Source organism: Streptomyces sp. NPDC029674 (assembly GCF_044903205.1).
In the GTDB taxonomy this organism is placed as follows: domain Bacteria; phylum Actinomycetota; class Actinomycetes; order Streptomycetales; family Streptomycetaceae; genus Streptomyces.
The window spans coordinates 24,715-44,037 of the sequence record NZ_JBJDPY010000006.1 but is presented as its reverse complement, the minus strand read 5'-3'; the positions used below and the strand labels follow the sequence as shown (position 1 = coordinate 44,037).

At 72.0% G+C, this 19,323-nt stretch carries 20 protein-coding genes; 5 read left to right on the top strand and 15 right to left on the bottom strand.

All coding sequences use genetic code 11. From position 1 onward, the window contains the following. The first annotated feature begins 109 nt into the window (after positions 1-109). The gene (locus ACI2L3_RS15820) at positions 110-436 is read left to right on the top strand and encodes an ATP-binding protein (RefSeq protein WP_404752955.1); all 327 of its coding nucleotides are present in this window, start codon (positions 110-112) and stop codon (positions 434-436) included. Positions 437-500: 64 nt separating this feature from the next. On the opposite strand, the gene ACI2L3_RS15815 is transcribed toward ACI2L3_RS15820, so the two are convergent. The 5 genes from ACI2L3_RS15815 to afsQ1 all read right to left on the bottom strand — a co-directional run bounded on the left by ACI2L3_RS15815 (position 501) and on the right by afsQ1 (position 4,227). Then, positions 501-701: a PspC domain-containing protein gene (locus ACI2L3_RS15815; RefSeq protein ID WP_404752954.1), complete on the bottom strand. Its 201-nt coding sequence runs from the start codon at positions 699-701 to the stop codon at positions 501-503. Between the two features lie 95 nt (positions 702-796). Further along, complete coding sequence (locus ACI2L3_RS15810; RefSeq protein ID WP_404752953.1) at positions 797-1,345, bottom strand: VanZ family protein; 549 nt, start codon at positions 1,343-1,345, stop codon at positions 797-799. Positions 1,346-1,397: 52 nt separating this feature from the next. Beyond that, positions 1,398-1,997 carry a hypothetical protein gene (locus ACI2L3_RS15805; protein WP_404752952.1) on the bottom strand — a complete coding sequence of 200 codons (600 nt, stop codon included), beginning with the start codon at positions 1,995-1,997 and terminating at the stop codon, positions 1,398-1,400. Beyond that, a complete protein-coding gene (locus ACI2L3_RS15800) occupies positions 1,994-3,652 on the bottom strand; it encodes an ATP-binding protein (protein ID WP_404752951.1) in 1,659 nt (552 codons plus the stop codon). Before ACI2L3_RS15800 ends, ACI2L3_RS15805 begins: the two co-directional genes overlap by 4 nt. Next, positions 3,550-4,227, bottom strand: coding sequence for a two-component system response regulator AfsQ1 (gene afsQ1, locus ACI2L3_RS15795; protein WP_033264947.1), 678 nt, complete (start codon positions 4,225-4,227; stop codon positions 3,550-3,552). The genes ACI2L3_RS15800 and afsQ1 overlap by 103 nt, the downstream gene beginning before the upstream one ends. Before the next feature lie 225 nt (positions 4,228-4,452). On the opposite strand from afsQ1, the gene ACI2L3_RS15790 reads away from it, so the two are divergent. Then, positions 4,453-5,196: a SigE family RNA polymerase sigma factor gene (locus ACI2L3_RS15790; RefSeq protein ID WP_404752950.1), complete on the top strand. Its 744-nt coding sequence runs from the start codon at positions 4,453-4,455 to the stop codon at positions 5,194-5,196. A 195-nt stretch (positions 5,197-5,391) separates the two neighbouring features. Here ACI2L3_RS15790 and ACI2L3_RS15785 read toward each other — a convergent pair whose 3' ends face one another. Next, entirely contained in the window at positions 5,392-6,030 is a 639-nt protein-coding gene (locus ACI2L3_RS15785; protein ID WP_404752949.1) for a uridine kinase, read from the bottom strand. Between the two features lie 193 nt (positions 6,031-6,223). Here ACI2L3_RS15785 and ACI2L3_RS15780 point away from each other — a divergent pair, with 193 nt between their 5' ends. Further along, on the top strand, positions 6,224-6,613 hold the full coding sequence (locus ACI2L3_RS15780) for a hypothetical protein (protein ID WP_404752948.1): 390 nt from the start codon (positions 6,224-6,226) through the stop codon (positions 6,611-6,613). Between the two features lies 1 nt (position 6,614). On the opposite strand, the gene ACI2L3_RS15775 is transcribed toward ACI2L3_RS15780, so the two are convergent. Further along, complete coding sequence (locus tag ACI2L3_RS15775) at positions 6,615-8,174, bottom strand: MDR family MFS transporter (RefSeq protein WP_404752947.1); 1,560 nt, start codon at positions 8,172-8,174, stop codon at positions 6,615-6,617. Between the two features lie 66 nt (positions 8,175-8,240). Then, positions 8,241-8,846, bottom strand: a complete 606-nt coding sequence (locus ACI2L3_RS15770; protein ID WP_404752946.1) for an NADPH-dependent FMN reductase — start codon at positions 8,844-8,846, stop codon at positions 8,241-8,243. 88 nt (positions 8,847-8,934) lie between these two features. Here ACI2L3_RS15770 and ACI2L3_RS15765 point away from each other — a divergent pair, with 88 nt between their 5' ends. Then, complete coding sequence (locus tag ACI2L3_RS15765; protein WP_404752945.1) at positions 8,935-9,669, top strand: TetR/AcrR family transcriptional regulator; 735 nt, start codon at positions 8,935-8,937, stop codon at positions 9,667-9,669. A 68-nt stretch (positions 9,670-9,737) separates the two neighbouring features. Here ACI2L3_RS15765 and ACI2L3_RS15760 read toward each other — a convergent pair whose 3' ends face one another. The 3 genes from ACI2L3_RS15760 to deoC are packed head-to-tail and all read right to left on the bottom strand — an operon-like array spanning position 9,738 to position 13,017. Next, entirely contained in the window at positions 9,738-10,643 is a 906-nt protein-coding gene (locus ACI2L3_RS15760; protein ID WP_404752944.1) for an aldehyde dehydrogenase family protein, read from the bottom strand. Beyond that, a complete protein-coding gene (locus tag ACI2L3_RS15755; protein WP_404752943.1) occupies positions 10,636-12,075 on the bottom strand; it encodes an aldehyde dehydrogenase family protein in 1,440 nt (479 codons plus the stop codon). The genes ACI2L3_RS15760 and ACI2L3_RS15755 overlap by 8 nt, the downstream gene beginning before the upstream one ends. Before the next feature lie 3 nt (positions 12,076-12,078). Next, the gene (deoC, locus tag ACI2L3_RS15750) at positions 12,079-13,017 is read right to left on the bottom strand and encodes a deoxyribose-phosphate aldolase (RefSeq protein ID WP_404752942.1); all 939 of its coding nucleotides are present in this window, start codon (positions 13,015-13,017) and stop codon (positions 12,079-12,081) included. 89 nt (positions 13,018-13,106) lie between these two features. Here deoC and ACI2L3_RS15745 point away from each other — a divergent pair, with 89 nt between their 5' ends. Continuing rightward, the gene (locus ACI2L3_RS15745; protein ID WP_404752941.1) at positions 13,107-13,769 is read left to right on the top strand and encodes a PH domain-containing protein; all 663 of its coding nucleotides are present in this window, start codon (positions 13,107-13,109) and stop codon (positions 13,767-13,769) included. A gap of 38 nt (positions 13,770-13,807) precedes the next feature. Here the strand turns inward: ACI2L3_RS15745 and ACI2L3_RS15740 are convergent, their stop codons facing one another. The 4 genes from ACI2L3_RS15740 to ACI2L3_RS15725 all read right to left on the bottom strand — a co-directional run bounded on the left by ACI2L3_RS15740 (position 13,808) and on the right by ACI2L3_RS15725 (position 19,233). Then, a complete protein-coding gene (locus ACI2L3_RS15740; protein ID WP_404752940.1) occupies positions 13,808-15,016 on the bottom strand; it encodes a hypothetical protein in 1,209 nt (402 codons plus the stop codon). Positions 15,017-15,174: 158 nt separating this feature from the next. Beyond that, on the bottom strand, positions 15,175-16,827 hold the full coding sequence (locus tag ACI2L3_RS15735) for a phospho-sugar mutase (protein ID WP_404752939.1): 1,653 nt from the start codon (positions 16,825-16,827) through the stop codon (positions 15,175-15,177). A gap of 1,040 nt (positions 16,828-17,867) precedes the next feature. Beyond that, positions 17,868-18,692 (bottom strand): purine-nucleoside phosphorylase, encoded by an 825-nt coding sequence (locus ACI2L3_RS15730; RefSeq protein ID WP_404752938.1) that lies wholly within the window; start codon positions 18,690-18,692, stop codon positions 17,868-17,870. 103 nt (positions 18,693-18,795) lie between these two features. Next, complete coding sequence (locus ACI2L3_RS15725; RefSeq protein ID WP_365365929.1) at positions 18,796-19,233, bottom strand: gamma-glutamylcyclotransferase; 438 nt, start codon at positions 19,231-19,233, stop codon at positions 18,796-18,798. Between the last annotated feature and the right edge of the window lie 90 nt (positions 19,234-19,323).

Genomic DNA, 19,323 nt, shown 5'->3' with positions numbered 1-19,323 from the left:
CTTCGCGCTCGGGCCGTGATCGGGGCTGCGTACGGTCGTTGAACCGCGCAACCCCCCTCCTCGATCCGCCGCTCAAATCCCTGAGCAAAGACGCAAGGACGCATTGAAGATGAAGCAGCAGTCAGCCGCCAAGACCCTCGGTGTCGCCGCTCTGGGCGCCGCCTTCGCCGCCGCGGGCGCCGGTGCCGCGAACGCCGCCCCCGCCGCCGACCCCACGGCCGCCCTCGGCCCCGTCTCCTCGGTCGTGCCCGCCGCCGGCGCCACCGAGTCCCTGGCCGCCGGGCAGAACGCCCTCGGCAGCGGCCTGAACGCCACCCAGCCCGCGCTCGGCAAGGCCGCCGGTCCCAAGCCGGGCGGCCCGACCTCCCCCGTCGCTGGCCTGCTCGGCGGCCTGCCGCTGGGCGGCACCGGCCTCAACGGCCTGCCGCTCGGCTGACCCGCCACCGCGCATACGCCGATGGGGCGCCCCTCTCCGGAGGGGCGCCCCATCGCGTTGTCGCTCACCAGGCCTGACGGGCCTTGCTCTCCGACGGCAGCAGGAACCACAGGGCGATGTAGAGCACGAACTGCGGTCCGGGCAGCAGGCACGAGACCACGAAGATCACGCGCATCGTCGTCGCGGAGGTGCCGAAGCGCTTGGCCAGGGCTGCGCACACTCCGCCGATCATCCGGCCGTGGGTGGGGCGGGCAAGGGCGGTCATGTCGGGCTCCTTCGCGAACGGTGGGTACGGGGCCTCTCTCTGTGTGTGCCCCGATACGTCGACAGTACGTACGCGAAGTAGGTCAAAGCATCGCTCTACGGTGCGATACCGACCCTGGGAATCGTCGGGGTCGACCCCTGAGACACGTCCTCCCGGGGAAGGGCCGCACGGGTCCTCCCGTCGTCGCCGCGACGGATCCTGGCCCGGACCGCGGGCACCACCGCCAGATGCGCGACAGCCACCCCGAGGGTGTTCAGGAGCAGCGAGTCGATGTCGACGACCTGCCCGGGGACCCCGGTCTGCAACAGCTCGATGCCGAGCGAGAGCAGTGCTCCGGCGGCGACCGTGCGGACCAGCGAACCCCACGGCGAGACCATGAGACGGCCGCCGGCCAGCGGCAGCAGCACGCCGAGCGGGGCGAGCAGCAGCACGCTCTCACCGATCCGCCGGGCCGCCTGGAGGCCGCCCAGCGCCAGATCCGCCTTGATCCCGGCGAGTGGCCGCAGATTCGCGGCGCTCACCCAGGGCACGTCCAGCGGACGCAGCGTGATCCACCCGACGAGCAGAAGATGTGCGACGAGGAGGAATCCCCCCGCCGCACGGAAGCGGATGGCGGCACCGTGGCCGCCCGAGCCTTGACGCACGCCCCCCAAGACGCCAGAGGCGGCAGGATCGGTTCCGCGTACCCGCCGACGGCTACTCGACGGTTTTCATCGGTGGCGCCACCGTGCCGGGCCGGGACCGGACCTCAGCGGTGCACTCGTAGCTCCGCAGCGGGCTGCTCCCGGGGCCGCCCATGACCACCGCGTGATCGCCCGACACCGTGTTGCCCGCCAGCGTGCACACGATCTGGGCCAGCGCGAACGCCGACAGGTCCTCCGGGGAAGAGCTCAGCCGCAGCGCGTCCTCCGGGTCGCCCTTGCGCGGCCCGGAGACCGTGGTGCCGCCGCGCACGTCGGTGGCGAAGCCCGCCTGCTTCTCCGGCTCCGAAGGGGACGTCGCCAGCTCGTCGAGGAGCGCCTGGGCGATCCGGACCCGGTCGGTGGTCGCCTTGTCGGTGGGGAGCTGGAGACTGCGGTCGACGTTCACCAGCTGGGCCGCGCACACCAGATAGACCTCCACCGGCACACCGCTGCCCGACCGGGAGGCGATGCCGGAGCCCGACATCACGCACGGCACCCGCGACGGTGCCGCGCCGTAGTCGGTCGGCACCTCGGTGGACCTGATCCCGCACCCGGCGAGCACGGCGGTGAGCCCCGCGGCGGCGGCCACGGCGCGGATCCGTCGCCCGTTCATGCCTGGTCCCCTTCGGCGCGCTCGGCGTCCTCGTCCTCGGCGTCGGCGTCGTCGTGCTGCGGCAGCCACAGCGTGAAGACGGCGCCGCCCTCCGGAGCGTTGGCGGCGGTGATCTCGCCGCCGTGAATGTGCGCGTTCTCCAGGGCGATGGAGAGGCCCAGGCCGCTGCCCTCGGACCGCGGCCGGGACGCGCTCGCCTTGTAGAACCGGTCGAAGACGTGCGGCAGCACGTCCTCCGGGATGCCGGGGCCGTGATCGCGTACGGAGATGACCAGCTTCTCGTCCTCCAGACGGACCGACACCTCCACCGGGGAGCCGCCGTGCTTGAGGGCGTTGCCGATGAGGTTCGCCAGGATCACGTCGAGGCGGCGCGGGTCGAGCCGGACGGTGATGCCGCGCTCGGCGTCGAGCTCGACCGCGTCCAGCCAGGCGCGCGCGTCGATGCACGCGGTGATCTGGTCGGCGATGTCGACGTCGTCCAGGACGAGGCGCGCGGTGCCCGCGTCGAAGCGGGTGACCTCCATCAGGTTCTCCACCAGGTCGTTCAGGCGGCGGGTCTCGCTCACCACGAGCCGTACGGCCGGCTCGATCATCGGGTCCACGGAACCGGTCTCCGCGTCGAGCTCCTCCTCCAGGACCTCCGTCACGGCGGTGATCGCGGTCAGCGGGGTGCGCAGCTCGTGCGACATGTCGGCGACGAAGCGCCGGGACGCCTCCTCGCGGGCGCTCATGTCGGCGACCTTCTTCTCCAGGTTCTCCGCGGTCTTGTTGAACGTACGGGAAAGATCGGCGAGTTCGTCGGTGCCCGACACCCGCAGCCGCGTGTCCAGCTTGCCCTCGCCGAGCCGCCGCGCGGCGACACCGAGCCGGTGCACGGGTTTCAGCACGGTCGTCGCGGCGGCCTGCGCGAGCAGCGCGGAGCCGATCAGCGCGAGCCCCGTCGCGATGGCGAGCGACCAGCCCAGCGAACTGAGGTCCTTCGCCTCCGGCTCCAGCGACTTGAGCATGTAACCGGTCGGGCCGCCGCCGATCACCGTGGCGCCGCCCACCAGGTACGGGGTGCCGTGGTTCACGGTCCGCTGCCAGTACAGGTGGTACGGGCTCTTGTTGCCGGAGGTGAGCGGCTGCTTCTTGTTCACGGCCTTCTGCAGCGAACCCGGCACCTTGGCGAGCGTGAACGCGTCCAGGTCGGAGTAGCCGACGATCTGGCCGCCGCCCTTCTTCTCGGCGACCAGGAGCACGCTGTAACGCTGGCCGCTGTTGGCCATCTGCTCGGCCGCCGCCTGCAGTTCGTCCTGCGACGCGTCGGCGGGCAGCGCGCCCGCGCGGTTCTGCATCTGCTGCCGGAAGTCCTTGAGCGCCGCGTCCTGCGCGCGCGTGAGCACGGCCTCGCGGTTGAGCCAGTACGCGATGCCGGACGCGGTGACGGCGGCGGTGAGCGCCACGAGCCCGAACACCACCACGAGCCGCAGCCGCAGGCTCGTGAAGCGCAGCCCCGCCAGTATCGCCTTGCGCGCCGCGGCCCAGCCGCGGAGCTTGTCGTGCGGTTTGGTCACTGAGGAGTGTCCAGCCGGTAACCGACGCCGCGCACCGTGCGGATGAGGGTCGGCGACGACGGCACGTCCTCGACCTTGGCGCGCAGCCGCTGCACGCACGCGTCGACGAGCCGCGAGTCACCGAGGTAGTCGTGCTCCCACACCAGCCGCAGCAGCTGCTGCCGCGACAGGGCCTGGCCGGGCCTGCGGCTCAGCTCCAGGAGCAGCCGCAGCTCGGTCGGCGTGAGCTGCAGGTCCTCGCCGTTCTTCGTCACGGTCATCGCGGCCCGGTCGATGACGAGCGAACCGAACGTCGCCGCGTCGTTGGCCTCCCGCTCGCCGCGCCGCAGCACCGCGCGGATCCGCGCGTCCAGGACCCGCCCCTGCACGGGTTTGACCACATAGTCGTCGGCGCCGGACTCCAGGCCCACGACCACGTCGATGTCGTCGTTGCGCGCGGTCAGCAGGATGATCGGCAGCTGGTCGGTGCGCCGGATGCGACGGCACACCTCGAAACCGTCGATGCCCGGCAGCATCACATCCAGCACGATCAGGTCCGGCCGCTGCTCACCGAGCAGTTTCAGGCCGTCCTCGCCGGTGGCAGCAGTGGCCACCCGGTGCCCCTGGCGCGTCAGCGAAAGCTCCAGGGCCGTCCGGATGGCGTCGTCGTCCTCGATCAGCAACAGGGAAGGCACAGACGTCATTCTGTCCCATGTCACGGCCCCAGTACGACTGCTGGAGCCTCCCCGCGCCCGCAATGAGCGGGTAGAAGGCCCCACTCACACGTGACCTTCACAGGTGGAAGACGTCCCCGGGCCCTGTGACAGGCCTGTGACAGTCGGCGGACACCGTCATGAAGTGGGTCCGGCAGAGTTCTGGTCACACGCAAGAAGCCGGACTCCACCGACGGGGGGCGCGAGATGAATACGCTGCACAGCACCAGCTCAAGCGCAGTTGTCACGCGTCTGCACGATGTCGGGCGGGGATCTGAGAAGTCCGGTGCCGTGAGCGGGCGGGGGTGCGCTCGCGGCACCGGGCGTCAGCACACCGCGTACATGACGGTGGTTGACACCTGCCAGGGGGGACACGGGGCTCACGGGGGAGCCGCGTACGGGGAGGGTTCGGGGGAGCGGAAGTCCCTGTCGGAGGCGGAGTTCACCGCCTACGTACAGGAACGCCGCGCCTCCCTGTACGCAACCGCCTACCACCTGACCGGCGACCGCTTCGAGGCCGAGGACCTGCTCCAGAGCGCCCTCTTCTCGACGTACCGGGCGTGGGACAGGATCAGCGACAAGGCCGCGGTCGGGGGCTACCTCCGCCGCACCATGACCAATCTGCACATCAGCGCGTGGCGCCGCCGCAAGCTGAACGAGTACCCGACCGAGGAGCTGCCGGAGACGGTGGGCGACACGGACGCGATGCGCGGCACGGAGCTGCGCGCGGTTCTCTGGCAGGCCCTGGCCCGCCTTCCCGAACTGCAGCGGACGATGCTCGTGCTCCGCTACTACGAGGGTCGTACGGACCCCGAGATCGCGGACATCCTCGACATCAGCGTGGGCACGGTGAAGTCCAGCATCTGGCGGTCGCTCCGCCGGCTGCGCGAGGACGAGGTCCTCAGCTTCGGCCGTGACCAGGAGGAGTCCTTCGGCGAGTTGGTCGCCTGAGGATCGGGGCCCGCGGCGTCAGCCGCATCCGGGCCCCAGGGGGGAAGCACGGGGGCCGTCGTTCCGGGGGGCGCGGCGGTAGCACGGGGGAAGTACGGGGGAACACGGGGGAATCAAGTAGAGGACCGGAAGGCCGGGGGGTCTTTCCGGTCCTTCTGCTTTTCAGGTTCCCGGCGCGTACCGATCACGACCCGCTTACGACGCCTCGGCCCGCGCCTTCACGCACCGGCCCGCCGCTGCGGCGGCGACCCGGCCGAGCGCCTCGTCCTTCCCGCACGGGTGCGCCCCCAGCGCGGTCTGCCGGGTCACGATGGCGCGCTCGTCCCGCATCAGCCGCCAGCCGCGCCGCAGCAGGAACGGCACGGACTTGCGGCCCTCCCGCAGGTCCCGCAGCAGCCTCCGCCGGAAGGTCGTCGAGGGCCGCCCCCGCAGACAGATCGCGTCGGCGAGCACGCCGAGCTCCCGGCACCGCTCCACGATGTCCGCGGCGAAGATGCCCTCAGCGATGAAGAGCGGCGTGCGCTCGATGTCCAGCGCCTCCTCGCCCACGCGCGAGCTGGTGGCGATGTCGTACACCGGAACCCTCGTGCGCCCCGTCCGGCACAGCTCCTCGATGGCGGCGACCGCCACGTCGGCGTCCCAGGAGAGCGGGGAGTCCCAGTCGATGTCCGCGCTGCCCGGCACCTGCGGCAGCGTGGGGTCGTCCGCCTCCTTGTAGAAGTCGTCCAGGCACAGGACGGGCAGCCCGGAGCGGGCGGCGAACGACGACTTCCCCGAGCCGGAGGGGCCCGTCAGCAGCACGACGCGGGTCGGTATCGGGGGATGGGAGCCCAATTCTGTGAACCTTTGCACCTGGGGTGGACCGCATCTCCCGACACGGCTCGTCAGCGTGGTCGGGAGTCATTATCAACCGGGACGGGAGGTTGCGTAGCCCGTCCGGCGAGTCGGCCTTTGGTGCGCGCGCCGCCGCTCAACTACTCTATGTGCTCGCCTGATTACTCACCACCTACGGATGTGGGCGCTACCCATGGCACGACACGCAGTAAGCAAGTCCCCCCGGGCCCGCTCGCGCGCACTGCTGCGCGTCGGCCTCACCGTCACCGCCGCGGGAGCCGCCCTCGGTGTGGGCGGCACGGGGGTCGCCAGTGCCGCGCCGCTCGGTGACATCGACGCGGGCAGTCCGCTGAAGGGCCTCACGACGGCGCTGGAGCACTCGACGAAGGGCGGGCTCGCCCCGATCAGGGACCTCCAGCTGGACCCGCTGGCCAACACCAGCGTCGACCCGCTCAGCAACACGCTCGGCACGCAGGTCGCCGACTTCAAGCCGGTCAGCACCGCGTTCGCCACCGGCCCGCTGGCCAGCGGCGCGTCCCTGGGTGAGCTGCCGGTGGTGGGCGGGCTGCTGCCCCGCCAGTGAGCTAGGGCGTGCCTTCCGGGTCGGCCCGGGAGCGCAGCGGCACCTCGCGGATCAGCCAGGCGGCCGCGAAGGTGACCGCGCAGAGCGCGGCCGTGCCGATCATCACGCCGTGCAGCCCGCTCGTGACCCCGGCCCGGAAGGCGTCCCGCGCCGGCTCGGGGAGGCCGTCCAGTACCGCGGGGGTCAGCTCGTGGCCGCCCGCGAGGCGCTCGCCGTCCGGGCCGAGCCGGTCCGTGACGGTGTCGGTCAGCCGGCCGGTGTAGACCGAGCCGAGCACCGCGACGCCCAGCGAACCGCCGATGGTGCGCAGGAGCGCGTTGGTGCCGCCGGCCGCGCCCATGTCGCGGAGCTCCGCACTGTTCATGGTGATCAGCAGCGACGGCTGCGCCAGACAGCCGAGACCCGCACCGAGGACGAACGTCAGCGCGGACGCCACCGCCGTGGCCGTGTCCACGCCGACCGTCAGGAGCGCCAGGGCGCCCGCGGTCGCGACGGCGCCGCCCACGATCGGATACGCCCGGTACCCGCCGCCGTCGGCGACGGCCCGGCCGATGTACAGCTGCGCGCCCATCATGCCCAGCATCAGCGGAAGCAGCAGCAGACCGCTCTCCGTCGACGACATGCCGCGCACGAACTGCATGTACTGCGGCAGATAGCTCGCCGCGCCCAGCATCGCCGCGCCCACGAGGAAGGTGAGGGCCTGCGCGAGCGTGAAGTTGCGGTCGCGGAACAGGCGGGGCGGGACGATCGGTTCAGGGGCGCGCCGCTCGACCCGCACGAACGCGGCGAGCGAGACCGCCGCGAGCAGCGCGAGACCGGTGATCTGCGGGGACATCCAGTCGTACGTCGAGCCGCCCCACGTGCCGAGCAGCGTCAGCGCCAGGATGCCGGCCGTCAGGAGGGCGGTGCCCGCGTAGTCGATCCGGGCCGCGCTGCGCTCGCCGCGCAGCTTGACGAGGCAGCCGACGATCAGGAGCGCGGCGGCGCCGACGGGCACGTTGACGTAGAAGACCCAGCGCCAGTCCAGCTGGTCGGTGAGGAAGCCGCCGAGCAGCGGGCCGCCGATCATCGCGACCGGCAGCAGCACGCCGATCATCGCCTGCGAGCGCCCGGCCTCGGCGGGCGGGAGCAGTGTCCCGAGGAGGGAGAGCGCCCCTACGAAGAGACCGCCCGCGCCGAGCCCCTGGAGGGCGCGGAACGCGATCAACTGGTCCATGTTCTGGGCGAGTCCGCAGAGCACGGAGCCGACGAGGAAGACCACGATCGAGGTCAGATAGCTGCCCTTGCGGCCGTACAGGTCGCCGACCTTGCCCCAGATCGGGGTGGAGACGGCGGTGGTGAGCAGATACGCGGTCACCACCCAGGAGAAGTGACCGAGGCCGCCCAGGTCGCCGACGATGGTCGGGAGCGCGGTGCCGACGATGGTGCCGTCGAGCGTCGCCAGGATGATGCCGAGCAGGAGCCCGAGGATGACGAGGCGCGACGGGAGCTCCGGGGCGTCCGCCGGTTCCTGCGCGGGTGGCGCGGCGGGTTCGGTGCGCTGGTTCGTGGGCTGGGTCATGGCTTCCCCGTGTTCGTGACGTGACGTGACGTGACGTGACGTGACATGACGTGACGTGACGTGACGTCAGGCGGCGTACGGGCGCTCGGCCTTGGCGTCGCGGAGTGCCAGCGCCCACCAGGCGAGCTGGTCGAGCATGACCTTGACGGCGGCGTCGCTCGCGGGTTCCGTCATCCGCTGTTCGTCGTCGAACAGGCCCCATCCGTTGTGCAGGCTGACGGTGTTGCGGATGGTCGTCGCGTTCAGCTCGGCCATCACGACACGGAGGTGCTCGACCGCGCGCAGGCCTCCGGAGACGCCGCCGTAGGAGACGAAGCCGATCGGCTTGGCGTGCCACTCCTCGTTGTGCCAGTCGATGGCGTTCTTCAGGGACGCCGGGTAGCTGTGGTTGTACTCCGGCGTGATGAAGACGAAGGCGTCGGCCGCCGCCAGACGCGGGCTGACCAGGGCGAGGGCTTCCGTGATGGCGGTTGCGGGCGGCTGTCCGAAGGCGGGGAGGACCGTGGGCAGCGGGGTCTCGGCCAGGTCGACGACGTCGGCGCTCATGTCGGCGCGCTGGTCGAGGTGGCCCTTGATCCACTGGGTGACGACGGGGGCGAAGCGGCCCTCGCGGGTGCTGCCGACGAGGACGGCGACGCGGAGCGGGGCCGGGTTGGGAGTGTTTGCGTTCATGGGGTTCCCCCGGAATGTGTACGGCGTACTCTGTGCGTACAACGTACACACCGATGTGTACGGCGTCTACTAGGGATACGGTGTACGCATGGCCACACAGAAGAGAAGCGGCCCCGAGGTCTCGCTCTGGGAGCGCGTGGAGCGCCCGGCGGCCACACAGCGTGCCGCGCTGACACCGCAGAAGATCGCGGCGGTCGCCGTACAGGTCGCCGACGCCGAGGGCTTCGCCGCCGTCACCATGCGCCGCCTCGCCACCGAGCTGGGCGTCGCGCCCATGGCCGCGTACCGCCACGTCTCCGGCAAGGACGACCTGTGGGCGCTGATGGTCGACCGGGTGACGGCCGAGATCACCGTGCCCGCGGAGGTGACCGGCTGGCGCGAGGTGCTGCGCGCGTACGCCGTCGCCAGCCGGCTCCTGATGCTGGACCATCCCTGGCTCGCCCAGCTCCCCACCCCGCACTTCGCGCTGACGCCGAACCGGATGGCGATGGCGGAACGCCAGCTCGCGGCGCTGGAGCGGCACGGTCTCGACGCCGACACGACCATGGCCGCCTTCCGCACCGTCGGCGCCTACGTGCACGGCGTCAGCCAGTCCGAGGTGGCGCTGCGCCAGTACATGCGGGAGAACGACTGGACCAGCGGCGACGAGACGCGGCAAGGGCTCGCGCCGCAGATGAAGTACCTGATGGAGACCGGCAGGTACCCGGCCTATCGGCGGTACGCGCTGGCGGCGGGGCGCAAGGACGACGCGGCCTGGCAGTTCGAGACGGGGCTCGACTGCGTCCTCGACGGCATCGCGGTCAGACTCGGCCTCGCACCCTGAACGCGACGAAGCCCCGGCCCCCTGGACGGAGGAGGCCGGGGCTCCGCGGTACCGGAGTGGCTGGGGAGCTAGTAGGCCGAGCCGGACGCGCCCAGCGAACCCGTCGGGTGCCAGACCGTCTTGGTCTCCAGGAAGGCCGTCAGGCGGTGCGTGCCGGGGTCGGCGGCCCAGTCCGTGTCCACAGGCTGTGGACGCAGGACGCGCTTCAGGTTGTCCGCCGCCGCGATCTCCAGATCGAGGGCGAGGTCGGCGCCCGCGCCCGTCAGGTCGATCGCGTTGACGTCCTGGTGGGCGGCGAGCGGGGCCGCGATCTCGGCGGTCTTTCCGGTGAGGATGTTGACCACGCCGCCGGGGACGTCCGAGGTCGCGAGGACCTCGCCCAGCGAGAGCGCGGGCAGCGGGGACTTCTCGGCGGCGATGACGACGGCCGTGTTGCCCGTCGCGATCACCGGGGCGACGACCGAGACCAGGCCGAGGAGCGACGACTCCTGGGGCGCGAGGACCGCGACCACGCCGGTCGGCTCCGGCGTCGACAGGTTGAAGAACGGGCCCGCGACCGGGTTGGCGCCGCCCACGACCTGGGCGATCTTGTCGGTCCAGCCCGCGTACCAGACCCAGCGGTCGATCGCCGCGTCGACCTGGGCGGCGGCCTTCGGCTTGGAGATGCCCTCCGCGTCCGCCACCTCCCGTACGAACTGGTCGCGGCGGCCCTCGAGCATCTCGGCGACGCGGTAGAGCACCTGGCCGCGGTTGTACGCGGTCGCGCCGGCCCAGCCGCCCTGCGCCTTGCGGGCGGCCACGACGGCGTCACGCGCGTCCTTGCGGGACGCCAGCGGCGCGTTGGCCAGCCACGTGTTCTTCGTGTCGGTCACCTCGTACACCCGGCCGCTCTCGCTGCGGGGGAACTTGCCCCCCACGTACAGCTTGTAGGTCTTGAAGACGCCAAGTCGCTGCTGCTCGGACTTGTCAGACATCGAGGTACGCCTCCAGACCGTGGCGGCCGCCCTCGCGGCCGAAGCCCGACTCCTTGTAGCCGCCGAAGGGCGAGGTCGGGTCGAACTTGTTGAACGTGTTGGCCCAGACGACGCCCGCCCGGAGCTTGTTCGCGACCGCGAGGATGCGGGAGCCCTTCTCCGTCCAGATGCCGGCGGAGAGCCCGTACTGCGTGTTGTTGGCCTTGGCGACGGCCTCGTCCGGCGTGCGGAAGCTGAGCACGGACAGGACCGGGCCGAAGATCTCGTCGCGGGCGACGGTGTGCGCCTGCGTCACGTTCGTGAACAGCGTCGGCGCGAACCAGTAGCCGGACGTGGGGAGCTCGCACGCCGGCGACCAGCGCTCGGCGCCCTCCGCCTCGCCGGTCTCGGCGAGCGCGGTGATGCGGGCCAGCTGCTCCGCGGAGTTGATGGCGCCGATGTCGGTGTTCTTGTCGAGCGGGTCGCCGAGGCGCAGCGTCGACAGGCGGCGCTTGAGCGAGTCGAGCAGCTCCTCCTGGATCGACTCCTGCACGAGGAGGCGCGAACCGGCGCAGCAGACCTGGCCCTGGTTGAAGAAGATGCCGGTGACGATGCCTTCGACGGCCTGGTCGATGGGGGCGTCGTCGAAGACGATGTTCGCACCCTTGCCGCCCAGCTCGAGCGTGACCTTCTTGTCGGTGCCCGCGACCTGGCGGGCGATGGCCTTGCCGACGGCGGTGGAGCCGGTGAAGGCCACCTTGTTCACGTCCGGGTGGGCGGTCAGGGCAGCGCCCGCGTCGCCGTACCCGGGGAGGATGTTGACGACGCCCTTGGGGAGGCCCGCCTGGCGGCAGATGTCCGCGAAGAACAGGGCGCTCAGGGGCGTGGTCTCGGCGGGCTTCAGGACGACCGTGTTACCGGTCGCGAGCGCCGGGGCGATCTTCCAGGCCAGCATCAGGAGCGGGAAGTTCCAGGGGATGACCTGGCCGGCGACGCCGAGCGGCGCGGGGTTCTTCCCGTACCCGGCGTGGTCGAGCTTGTCGGCCCAGCCCGCGTAGTAGAAGAAGTGCGCGGCGACCAGCGGGAGGTCCGCGTCGCGGGTCTCCTTGATCGGCTTTCCGTTGTCGAGGGTCTCCAGGACGGCCAGCTCGCGGCTGCGCTCCTGGATGATCCGGGCGATGCGGAACAGGTACTTGGCGCGCTCGGCGCCCGGCAGCGCGGACCACTTCTCGAAGGCCCTGCGGGCGGCCTGCACCGCGCGGTCGACGTCTTCGGAGGAGGCCTGCGCGACCTCGGAGAGGACCTCTTCGGTGGACGGCGAGACCGTCTTGAAGACCTTGCCGTCGGCGGCCTCGGTGAACTCGCCGTCGATGAACAGGCCGTACGAGGGGGCGATGTCGACGACGGAGCGGGACTCCGGCGCGGGTGCGTACTCGAAAGGAGTGGAGGTCATGGGTCAGTCCACCGTCACGTAGTCAGGGCCGGAGTAGCGGCCGGTGGCCAGCTTCTGGCGCTGCATCAGCAGGTCGTTGAGGAGCGACGAGGCACCGAAGCGGAACCAGTGGTTGTCCAGCCAGTCGGGGCCCGCCGTCTCGTTCACCAGGACGAGGAACTTCACCGCGTCCTTGGTCGAGCGGATGCCGCCCGCGGGCTTCACGCCGATCTGCACCCCGGTCTGCGCGCGGAAGTCGCGGACGGCCTCCAGCATCAGGAGGGTGTTCGAGGGGGTGGCGTTGACGCCGACCTTGCCGGTCGAGGTCTTGATGAAGTCGGCGCCCGCGATCATGCCGATCCAGCTGGCGCGCTTGATGTTGTCGTACGTCGACAGCTCACCGGTCTCGAAGATGACCTTCAGGCGGGCGGTGCCGCAGGCCTCCTTCACGGCGCGGATCTGCTCGAACACCGTCATGTAGTCCCCGGAGAGGAAGGCTCCCCGGTCGATGACCATGTCGATCTCGTCGGCGCCGGCCGCGACCGCCTCGCGCACGTCACCGAGCTTCACCTCGATGGCGGCGCGGCCCGCGGGGAAGGCGGTCGCGACGGACGCGACCTTCACGCCGCTGCCCGCGACGGCCTCCTTGGCGGTGGCGACCATGTCCGGATAGACGCAGACGGCCGCGGTGCGCGGCGTGCCACGGTCCGTGGGGTCGGGGTTGACGGCCTTCGCGCCGAGCGCCCGGACCTTGCCCGGGGTGTCGGCGCCCTCCAGCGTCGTCAGGTCGATCATCGAGATGGCCAGGTCGATGGCGTACGCCTTCGCCGTGGTCTTGATCGAACGGGTACCGAGCGAGGCGGCGCGCGCCTCCAGGCCGACCGCGTCGACGCCGGGCAGCCCGTGGAGGAAGCGGCGGAGCGTGCTGTCGGACGCGGTCACGTCAGCGAATGCAGTGGGCATGGTCACGAGGGGAGCATATCTACGCGCGTAGCTGCTGTACAGGGGGTGGTGCCCCGGGGCCACCCCCGGGCTTCAGGCAGAATCAGGGTATGAGCGACCCTCAGAAGCGTCAGGGTGTGAGCGGCCCCCAGGAGCCCGTGGCGGAGCCCGCGTACAAGGACCGCACCTTCCGGTCGCCCGCCGGTATCGCCGGCGGCGTCCTGCTGCTCGCCCTGGGCGCCTGGCTCGGCATCGACGCGGTGATCCGCGGCGAGGGCCGCACCCCGTGGCTCGCGCTCGCCGGACTGCTCTTCGCGGTGCCGCTGGTCGTCGCGTTCACCGTGCGGCCCGTCGTGTACGCCAACGACGACCGGCTCCGCGTCCGCAACCCCTTCAGGACCGTCACGCTGCCGTGGGCTTCCGTCGCGACGCTCCGCTCCGGTTACTCCAACGAGGTGCTCAGCAACGCCGGCGCCAAGTACCAGCTCTGGGCCATCCCCGTCTCGCTGCGCGGCCGCAAGAAGGCGGCGCGCAGGCAGTCGCAGGCCGCCGCGGCCGGCGACCCCATGGGCGGCCGCCCCTTCCTCGACCCCACCGCACCGTCCACCCGCAGCCCGGGCGACCAGGCCATGGACGACCTCCGCGAACTCGCCGAGCACCGGGCCGACGCGGAGTCCGCGCAGGGCGAGCCGGTGGTGCGCTGGGCGTACGAGATCCTCGCGCCGTGCCTGGCCGGGGCGGTGCTGCTCGCGGTGCTGTTCGCGGTGGCCTGAGACCCGCGCGCGGGTGGTATCCCCGGCGTCCGCGGTGTCTACGGAGGGCCGTGCCACCCAAGGAGCATGTGGCCGCCGAACACCGCCGACGTGAGCCCCGCCGCGGTCAGGAGGGTCACGAGTACGTGGGTCCTCGCGCGTGTCAGTGCCACGGCGACCGGCAGCAGCAGCGGGAAGCCCGGCAGCAGGAAGCGGGCCCGCGGGAAGTAGACGCCGCTGCTGCCCAGCACGATCAGGAGCAGCAGACCGCTGAAGACCAGCAGGGGCAGCGGCTGCCGGTCGCCCGCCGACAGGACGAAGAGCACGACCGAGCCCAGCAGGACCGCCGTCACCATCGCCACGAACAGCGCGGGACGCTCGGCCAGGAACAGGTCCCGCATCCGCCGCAGCGTCTCGACACCGCCGTCCCACTCGTTGCGCCACAGCTTCTGTACGGCGAAGTAACCGTCCCAGCGGCCCAGGCGCAGGCCCACCCAGCCGACGTACGACAGCCAGCCGAGGGGCGCGAGGAAGGCGCCCAGGAGCGGGCGGACGGCGAAGGAGCGGCGCAGGGCGAGCAGTGCCGTCACTGACACCGCCGCGGCGAGAGCCACCCCCGTGGGACGGGTGAGACCCGCGAGGGCGGCCAGGGAGCCCGCCCACAGCCAGCGCCCGCTGAGCACCGCGTACAGCGACCAGGCGCAGAGGGCCGTGAACAGGGACTCCGTATAGCCCATCCACTGGACCAGGGCCACCGGCAGGCTGCCCCACAGGACCGCCAGGACGGTCCCGGCCCTGCGGCCGTACAACCGGTCGCCCACCGCGAAGATCCCCCACGCGGCGACGAGCGACGCGGCCACCGACACCGACAGGCCCGCCGCGCCCCTCGGCAGCCAGGGCAGCAGGGCGTCGCCTGCCCTGATGAGCGACGGGTACAGCGGGAAGAAGGCGAGGTTGTTGCCGTCGATCCGGGTGCCCAGCTCGTGGGCGTAGCCGTCGCTCGCGATCCTCAGGTACCAGTCGCAGTCCCAGGACTCCATGAGCAGATGCCGCACGCCCCGGCCGTCGCGGTGCGCCCACAGGGTGAACACGAGCAGGCCGAGCGCGCGTACGGCCGTGTACGCGGCGAGGGCGGGCGCGGCGCGGCGCAGGGCGCGGCCCAGGTGCGCGACCGGCCCACGGGGCGGCGGCGCCCCGTCGTGCGGGCTCCTGGACGCGGGGACGCGGGTCGGGGCGGCGGTCGAGGGCTCGGAGAATCCGTACGGCACTGCGGCGGCTCCCGGAACGTGAAAGTGCGCTACCGGTCGTCCCTTCCTGGGGGACCGGCAGCGCACCGGGTCACTGCGGCAGTTGCGTCAGCGGAATCACTCGGAGGGGTGGTCCTGGACCTGTCCCTCGTGGCGTGCGCCGCGGCTCCTGAAGTACGTCAGATTCCTGCTGCCGCCGAGAGGTCGCGCTTGATCGCGGCGAGCGTGTCCGTCGCCCGGGTGCGGGCCGCCGGGAGGTCCGCCCTGGACGACACCGGGACCACCACCTCCAGGTAGCACTTGAGCTTCGGCTCCGTGCCGCTCGGGCGGACGATGACGCGGGCGCCGTCCAGCGTGTAGCGCAGGCCGTCCGTGGGCGGCAGCGTCTCCGTGCCCCGCGTCAGGTCCTCGGCCTTCGTCACGGGCAGGCCCGCGAGCTCCGTCGGCGGCTGCTCGCGCAGGCGGCGCATCGCGTCCGCGATGACCGACAGGTCCTCCACACGGACCGACAGCTGGTCGGTGGCGTGCAGGCCGTGCTCCAGGGCCAGGTCGTCGAGGAGGTCGCGGAACGTGCGGCCCCGCTCCTTGAGTTCGGAGGCCAGCTCAGTGAGGAGGAGCGCCGCCGTGATGCCGTCCTTGTCGCGTACGCCCTCGGGGTCGACGCAGTAGCCGAGCGCCTCCTCGTAGCCGTAGCGCAGGCCCTCGACGCGGGCGATCCACTTGAAGCCCGTCAGGGTCTCCTCGTACGGGAGTCCCGCCTTCTCGGCGATCCGGCCGAGCAGCGAGGAGGAGACGATCGACTCGGCGAACGTGCCCCGCGCTCCGCGGTCGACGAGGTGGGTGGCGAGGAGGGCGCCCACCTCGTCGCCCCGGAGCATCCGCCAGTCCGCGTCGCCCGGGCCGTCCTTGACGGCGGCGGCGCAGCGGTCCGCGTCCGGGTCGTTGGCGATGATCAGGTCGGGGGCGGGGGTGGTGCGGGCCGCCGTCGCGAAGGCCAGGTCCATCGCGCCCGGCTCCTCCGGGTTCGGGAACGCGACCGTGGGGAAGTCCGGGTCCGGCTCGGCCTGCTCGGCGACGAGGGTGGGGGCCGGGAAACCGGCGCGGGCGAAGGCGGCGAGGAGGGTGTCCTTGCCGACGCCGTGCATCGCCGTGTAGACGACGCGGGCGGTGCGGGGGGACTCCGGGGACAGGACGGCGTCCGTGCGGGCCAGGTAGGCCTCCAGGACGGCTTCGTCGAGGGTCTCCCAGCCGGTCTCGGGGCGGGGGACGTCGTGGAGGCTCGCGACGGCGTCGATCTGCGCCGCGATCTCCGCGTCGGCGGGCGGCACGATCTGGGAGCCGTCGCCGAGGTACACCTTGTAGCCGTTGTCGCGCGGCGGGTTGTGGCTGGCGGTGACCTCGACGCCCGCGACCGCGCCCAGGTGCCTTATGGCGAAGGCGAGGACGGGGGTGGGGAGGGGGCGGGGCAGGACGGCGGCCCTGAGGCCCGCGCCCGTCATCACGGCGGCGGTGTCGCGGGCGAAGTCGGCGGACTTGTGGCGGGCGTCGTAGCCGATGACGACGAGGCCGTCGGTCTCTCCCTTGGCCTTCAGGTACGCGGCGAGGCCGGCGGCGGCGCGGATCACCACGGAGCGGTTCATCCGCATGGGGCCCGCGCCGAGTTCGCCGCGGAGGCCTGCGGTGCCGAACTGGAGGGTGCCGGCGAAGCGTGCGGTCAGCTCGTCGACGTCCTCCGCGTCGATGAGCTTGCCGAGCTCCTCGCGGGTCTCGGGGTCCGGGTCCTCGGCCAGCCAGGCCTGGGCCCGCGCGATGAGTTCAGAGGTGTCCTGCACGATTTCTTCAGCCTCTCGTGTCGCTGCTGTCGCTCATGTCGCTCATGTCGCTGGTGTACGGGTCGTCTGGCGGGGGCCGGGGGCCTTGGGCGGGGTTTGCGCGGTGGGTCGGTTGTGGGTGGGGCGCCTTGGGCGCGTGCGGGTCGCGCCTATTGTCCGGCTCGGGGGCGGGGGCGCGGGGGTATGTGCGTACTCGCTATCCCTGCGTCGCGCCTCAAGTCCAAAGACGCCACAGTGTGCTCGGTGCTCCGTTCGCACATACCCCCCCACCCCCTCCGGCGCGCTTGCGCCTGCGGTCCGGTGGGGGCGGCCCTCCTGCACTACGGGCCGGTCGGTCGCCCGTGGTGCCCCGGCGCTGCGACTCGCTGGCCTGGTCAGTACGGCAGAACCACTGTCCGCCGCCTCCTCTGGTCCCACCGGAGGGCCGGCATTAAACGCCCCGCCCGCCCGCCTACCGTCCGCGACTCCCCAGGACGGCGCAGAGCATCCCTGCCCACCCGCCGTCCGCAACTCCGGTAGGACGGCGCGGAGCCGCCCCGTCCACCCGGCGTCCGCAACTCCGGCAGGACGGCGCGGAGCATCTCCGCCCACCCGCCGTCCGCAACTCCGGTAGGACGGCGCGGAGCCGCCCCGTCCACCCGTCGTCCGCAACTCCGGCAGGACGGCGCAGAGCATCTCCGCCCACCCGCCGTCCGCAACTCCGGTAGGACGGCGCGGAGCATCCCTGCCCACCCGCCGTCCGCAACTTCCGCAGGACGGCGCGGAGCATCCCGGTCCATCCGTCCGCAACTCCCGCAGGAGGGCGCGGAGCAGCCTCGCCCACCCGCCGTCAGCAAGCGCAGGGCCACCCCCACCCACCTGCCCCTACCCCCGCAGAACGGCGCGGAGCACCCCGGCCCACCCGCCCCTACCCCCGCAGGACGTCGCGGGGCAAACGGGTGGGTGGGTGGGATGCATCCGCCGCGGAGCGGCGGGCTTGGTGCTCCTACCCCAGCGGGACGGCGCAGGCGGTACCCGCCCCAGCCAGGCGCCCCCGCCCGTCAGATGCGGCCCAGCACCTTGCCGAGGAGCTCGCCCATGCGGGTGGCGCTGTCGCGGCCCGCCTGGAGGACCTCCTCGTGGTTCAGGGGCTCGCCCGTCATGCCCGCGGCGAGGTTCGTGACGAGGGAGATGCCGAGGACCTCCGCGCCCGCCTCGCGGGCCGCGATGGCCTCGAGGACGGTGGACATGCCGACCAGGTCCGCACCGATCGTGCGGGCCATGCGGATCTCCGCGGGGGTCTCGTAGTGCGGGCCGGGGAACTGCGCGTAGACGCCCTCTTCGAGGGAGGGGTCGATCTCCTTGCAGAGGGCGCGCAGACGCGGCGAGTACAGGTCCGTGAGGTCGACGAAGTTCGCGCCGACGATCGGGGACGTCGCCGTCAGGTTGAGGTGGTCGCTGATCAGCACCGGCTGACCGGGGCGCATGCCCTCGCGGAGGCCACCGCAGCCGTTGGTGAGCACGATGGTCTTGCAGCCGGCGGCCACGGCGGTGCGGACGCCGTGCGAGACGGCGGCGACGCCACGGCCCTCGTAGTAGTGGGTGCGGCCCAGGAAGACCAGGACGCGCTTGTCGCCGATCTTGAAGGAGCGGATGCGGCCGCCGTGCCCCTCGACCGCCGGCGGCGGGAAGCCGGGCAGCTCGGTGACGGCGAAGTCGGCCTCGGGCTCGCCCAGCGCGTCGACGGCCGGCGCCCAGCCGGAGCCCATCACGAGCGCGACGTCGTGGGTCTCGGCGCCCGTCAGCTCGCGCAGGCGCGCGGCGGCGGCGTCGGCGGAGGCGTAGGGGTCGCCCTGGATGTCGTCCGGAATAACTGAAGCGTTCACGCGGACGAGAGTAGCCGTTTATGGCCTACGCGCGTAGATGACGATGCTCACGGGATTCCGATCGTTGTCTTGTCGTTTCCGACGAGAAGGGTGACCGGTGACGTCAGCAGGGGCGTTTGCGGAGTTCCATCACGTAGTCGTGGGGGGCTCCGGCCGATTCGGCGGCGTCCGCGAGCTCGCCCAGGTAGCGCGCCGAGGGGAGCCCGCCCTCGTAACCGTTGAGTACGTACACCCAGGCCGGTTCCTCTGCCTCCAGCGTGTGGACGCGGACCCGCATGCGCCGGTAGATGTCGAGCCCGACGCCTTCCCAGCGGTCCATGGAGTCCTCGTCCATGGGGGCGATGTCGTAGAGCGTGACGAAGACCTGGGAGCGCGGGGCCTCCACGAGGGTGGCGAGCGCGCCTTCCCAGCCCATGTGCTCCCCGCCGAAGGTGAGCCGCCAGCCGTTCAGCCAGCCGGTCGCGCGCAGCGGTGAGTGCGGGGCGCGGCGTGACATGAGCCGCGGATCCAGATTGCCGGCGTACGCGGCGTAGAGCGACATGACGTCGAGGGTACGGCAGCAATCAAGTACGCCCCTCCTGAAGAGGAAGGACCGCCCGGACGGGGGGTCCTCGCACGGACGGAGGGCCCC

Bases quoted from the DNA above. Each gene is read 5' to 3' on its own strand.
- ACI2L3_RS15755 (WP_404752943.1), bottom strand. From the start codon at position 12,075: ATGACCTCCACTCCTTTCGAGTACGCACCCGCGCCGGAGTCCCGCTCC.
- ACI2L3_RS15780 (WP_404752948.1), top strand. From the start codon at position 6,224: ATGGCACGACACGCAGTAAGCAAGTCCCCCCGGGCCCGCTCGCGCGCA.
- ACI2L3_RS15790 (WP_404752950.1), top strand. From the start codon at position 4,453: ATGAATACGCTGCACAGCACCAGCTCAAGCGCAGTTGTCACGCGTCTG.
- ACI2L3_RS15805 (WP_404752952.1), bottom strand. From the start codon at position 1,997: ATGAACGGGCGACGGATCCGCGCCGTGGCCGCCGCCGCGGGGCTCACC.
- ACI2L3_RS15745 (WP_404752941.1), top strand. From the start codon at position 13,107: ATGAGCGACCCTCAGAAGCGTCAGGGTGTGAGCGGCCCCCAGGAGCCC.
- ACI2L3_RS15765 (WP_404752945.1), top strand. From the start codon at position 8,935: ATGGCCACACAGAAGAGAAGCGGCCCCGAGGTCTCGCTCTGGGAGCGC.
- ACI2L3_RS15760 (WP_404752944.1), bottom strand. From the start codon at position 10,643: ATGTCTGACAAGTCCGAGCAGCAGCGACTTGGCGTCTTCAAGACCTAC.
- deoC (WP_404752942.1), bottom strand. From the start codon at position 13,017: ATGCCCACTGCATTCGCTGACGTGACCGCGTCCGACAGCACGCTCCGC.
- ACI2L3_RS15775 (WP_404752947.1), bottom strand. From the start codon at position 8,174: ATGACCCAGCCCACGAACCAGCGCACCGAACCCGCCGCGCCACCCGCG.
- ACI2L3_RS15770 (WP_404752946.1), bottom strand. From the start codon at position 8,846: ATGAACGCAAACACTCCCAACCCGGCCCCGCTCCGCGTCGCCGTCCTC.
- ACI2L3_RS15815 (WP_404752954.1), bottom strand. From the start codon at position 701: ATGACCGCCCTTGCCCGCCCCACCCACGGCCGGATGATCGGCGGAGTG.
- ACI2L3_RS15820 (WP_404752955.1), top strand. From the start codon at position 110: ATGAAGCAGCAGTCAGCCGCCAAGACCCTCGGTGTCGCCGCTCTGGGC.
- ACI2L3_RS15725 (WP_365365929.1), bottom strand. From the start codon at position 19,233: ATGTCGCTCTACGCCGCGTACGCCGGCAATCTGGATCCGCGGCTCATG.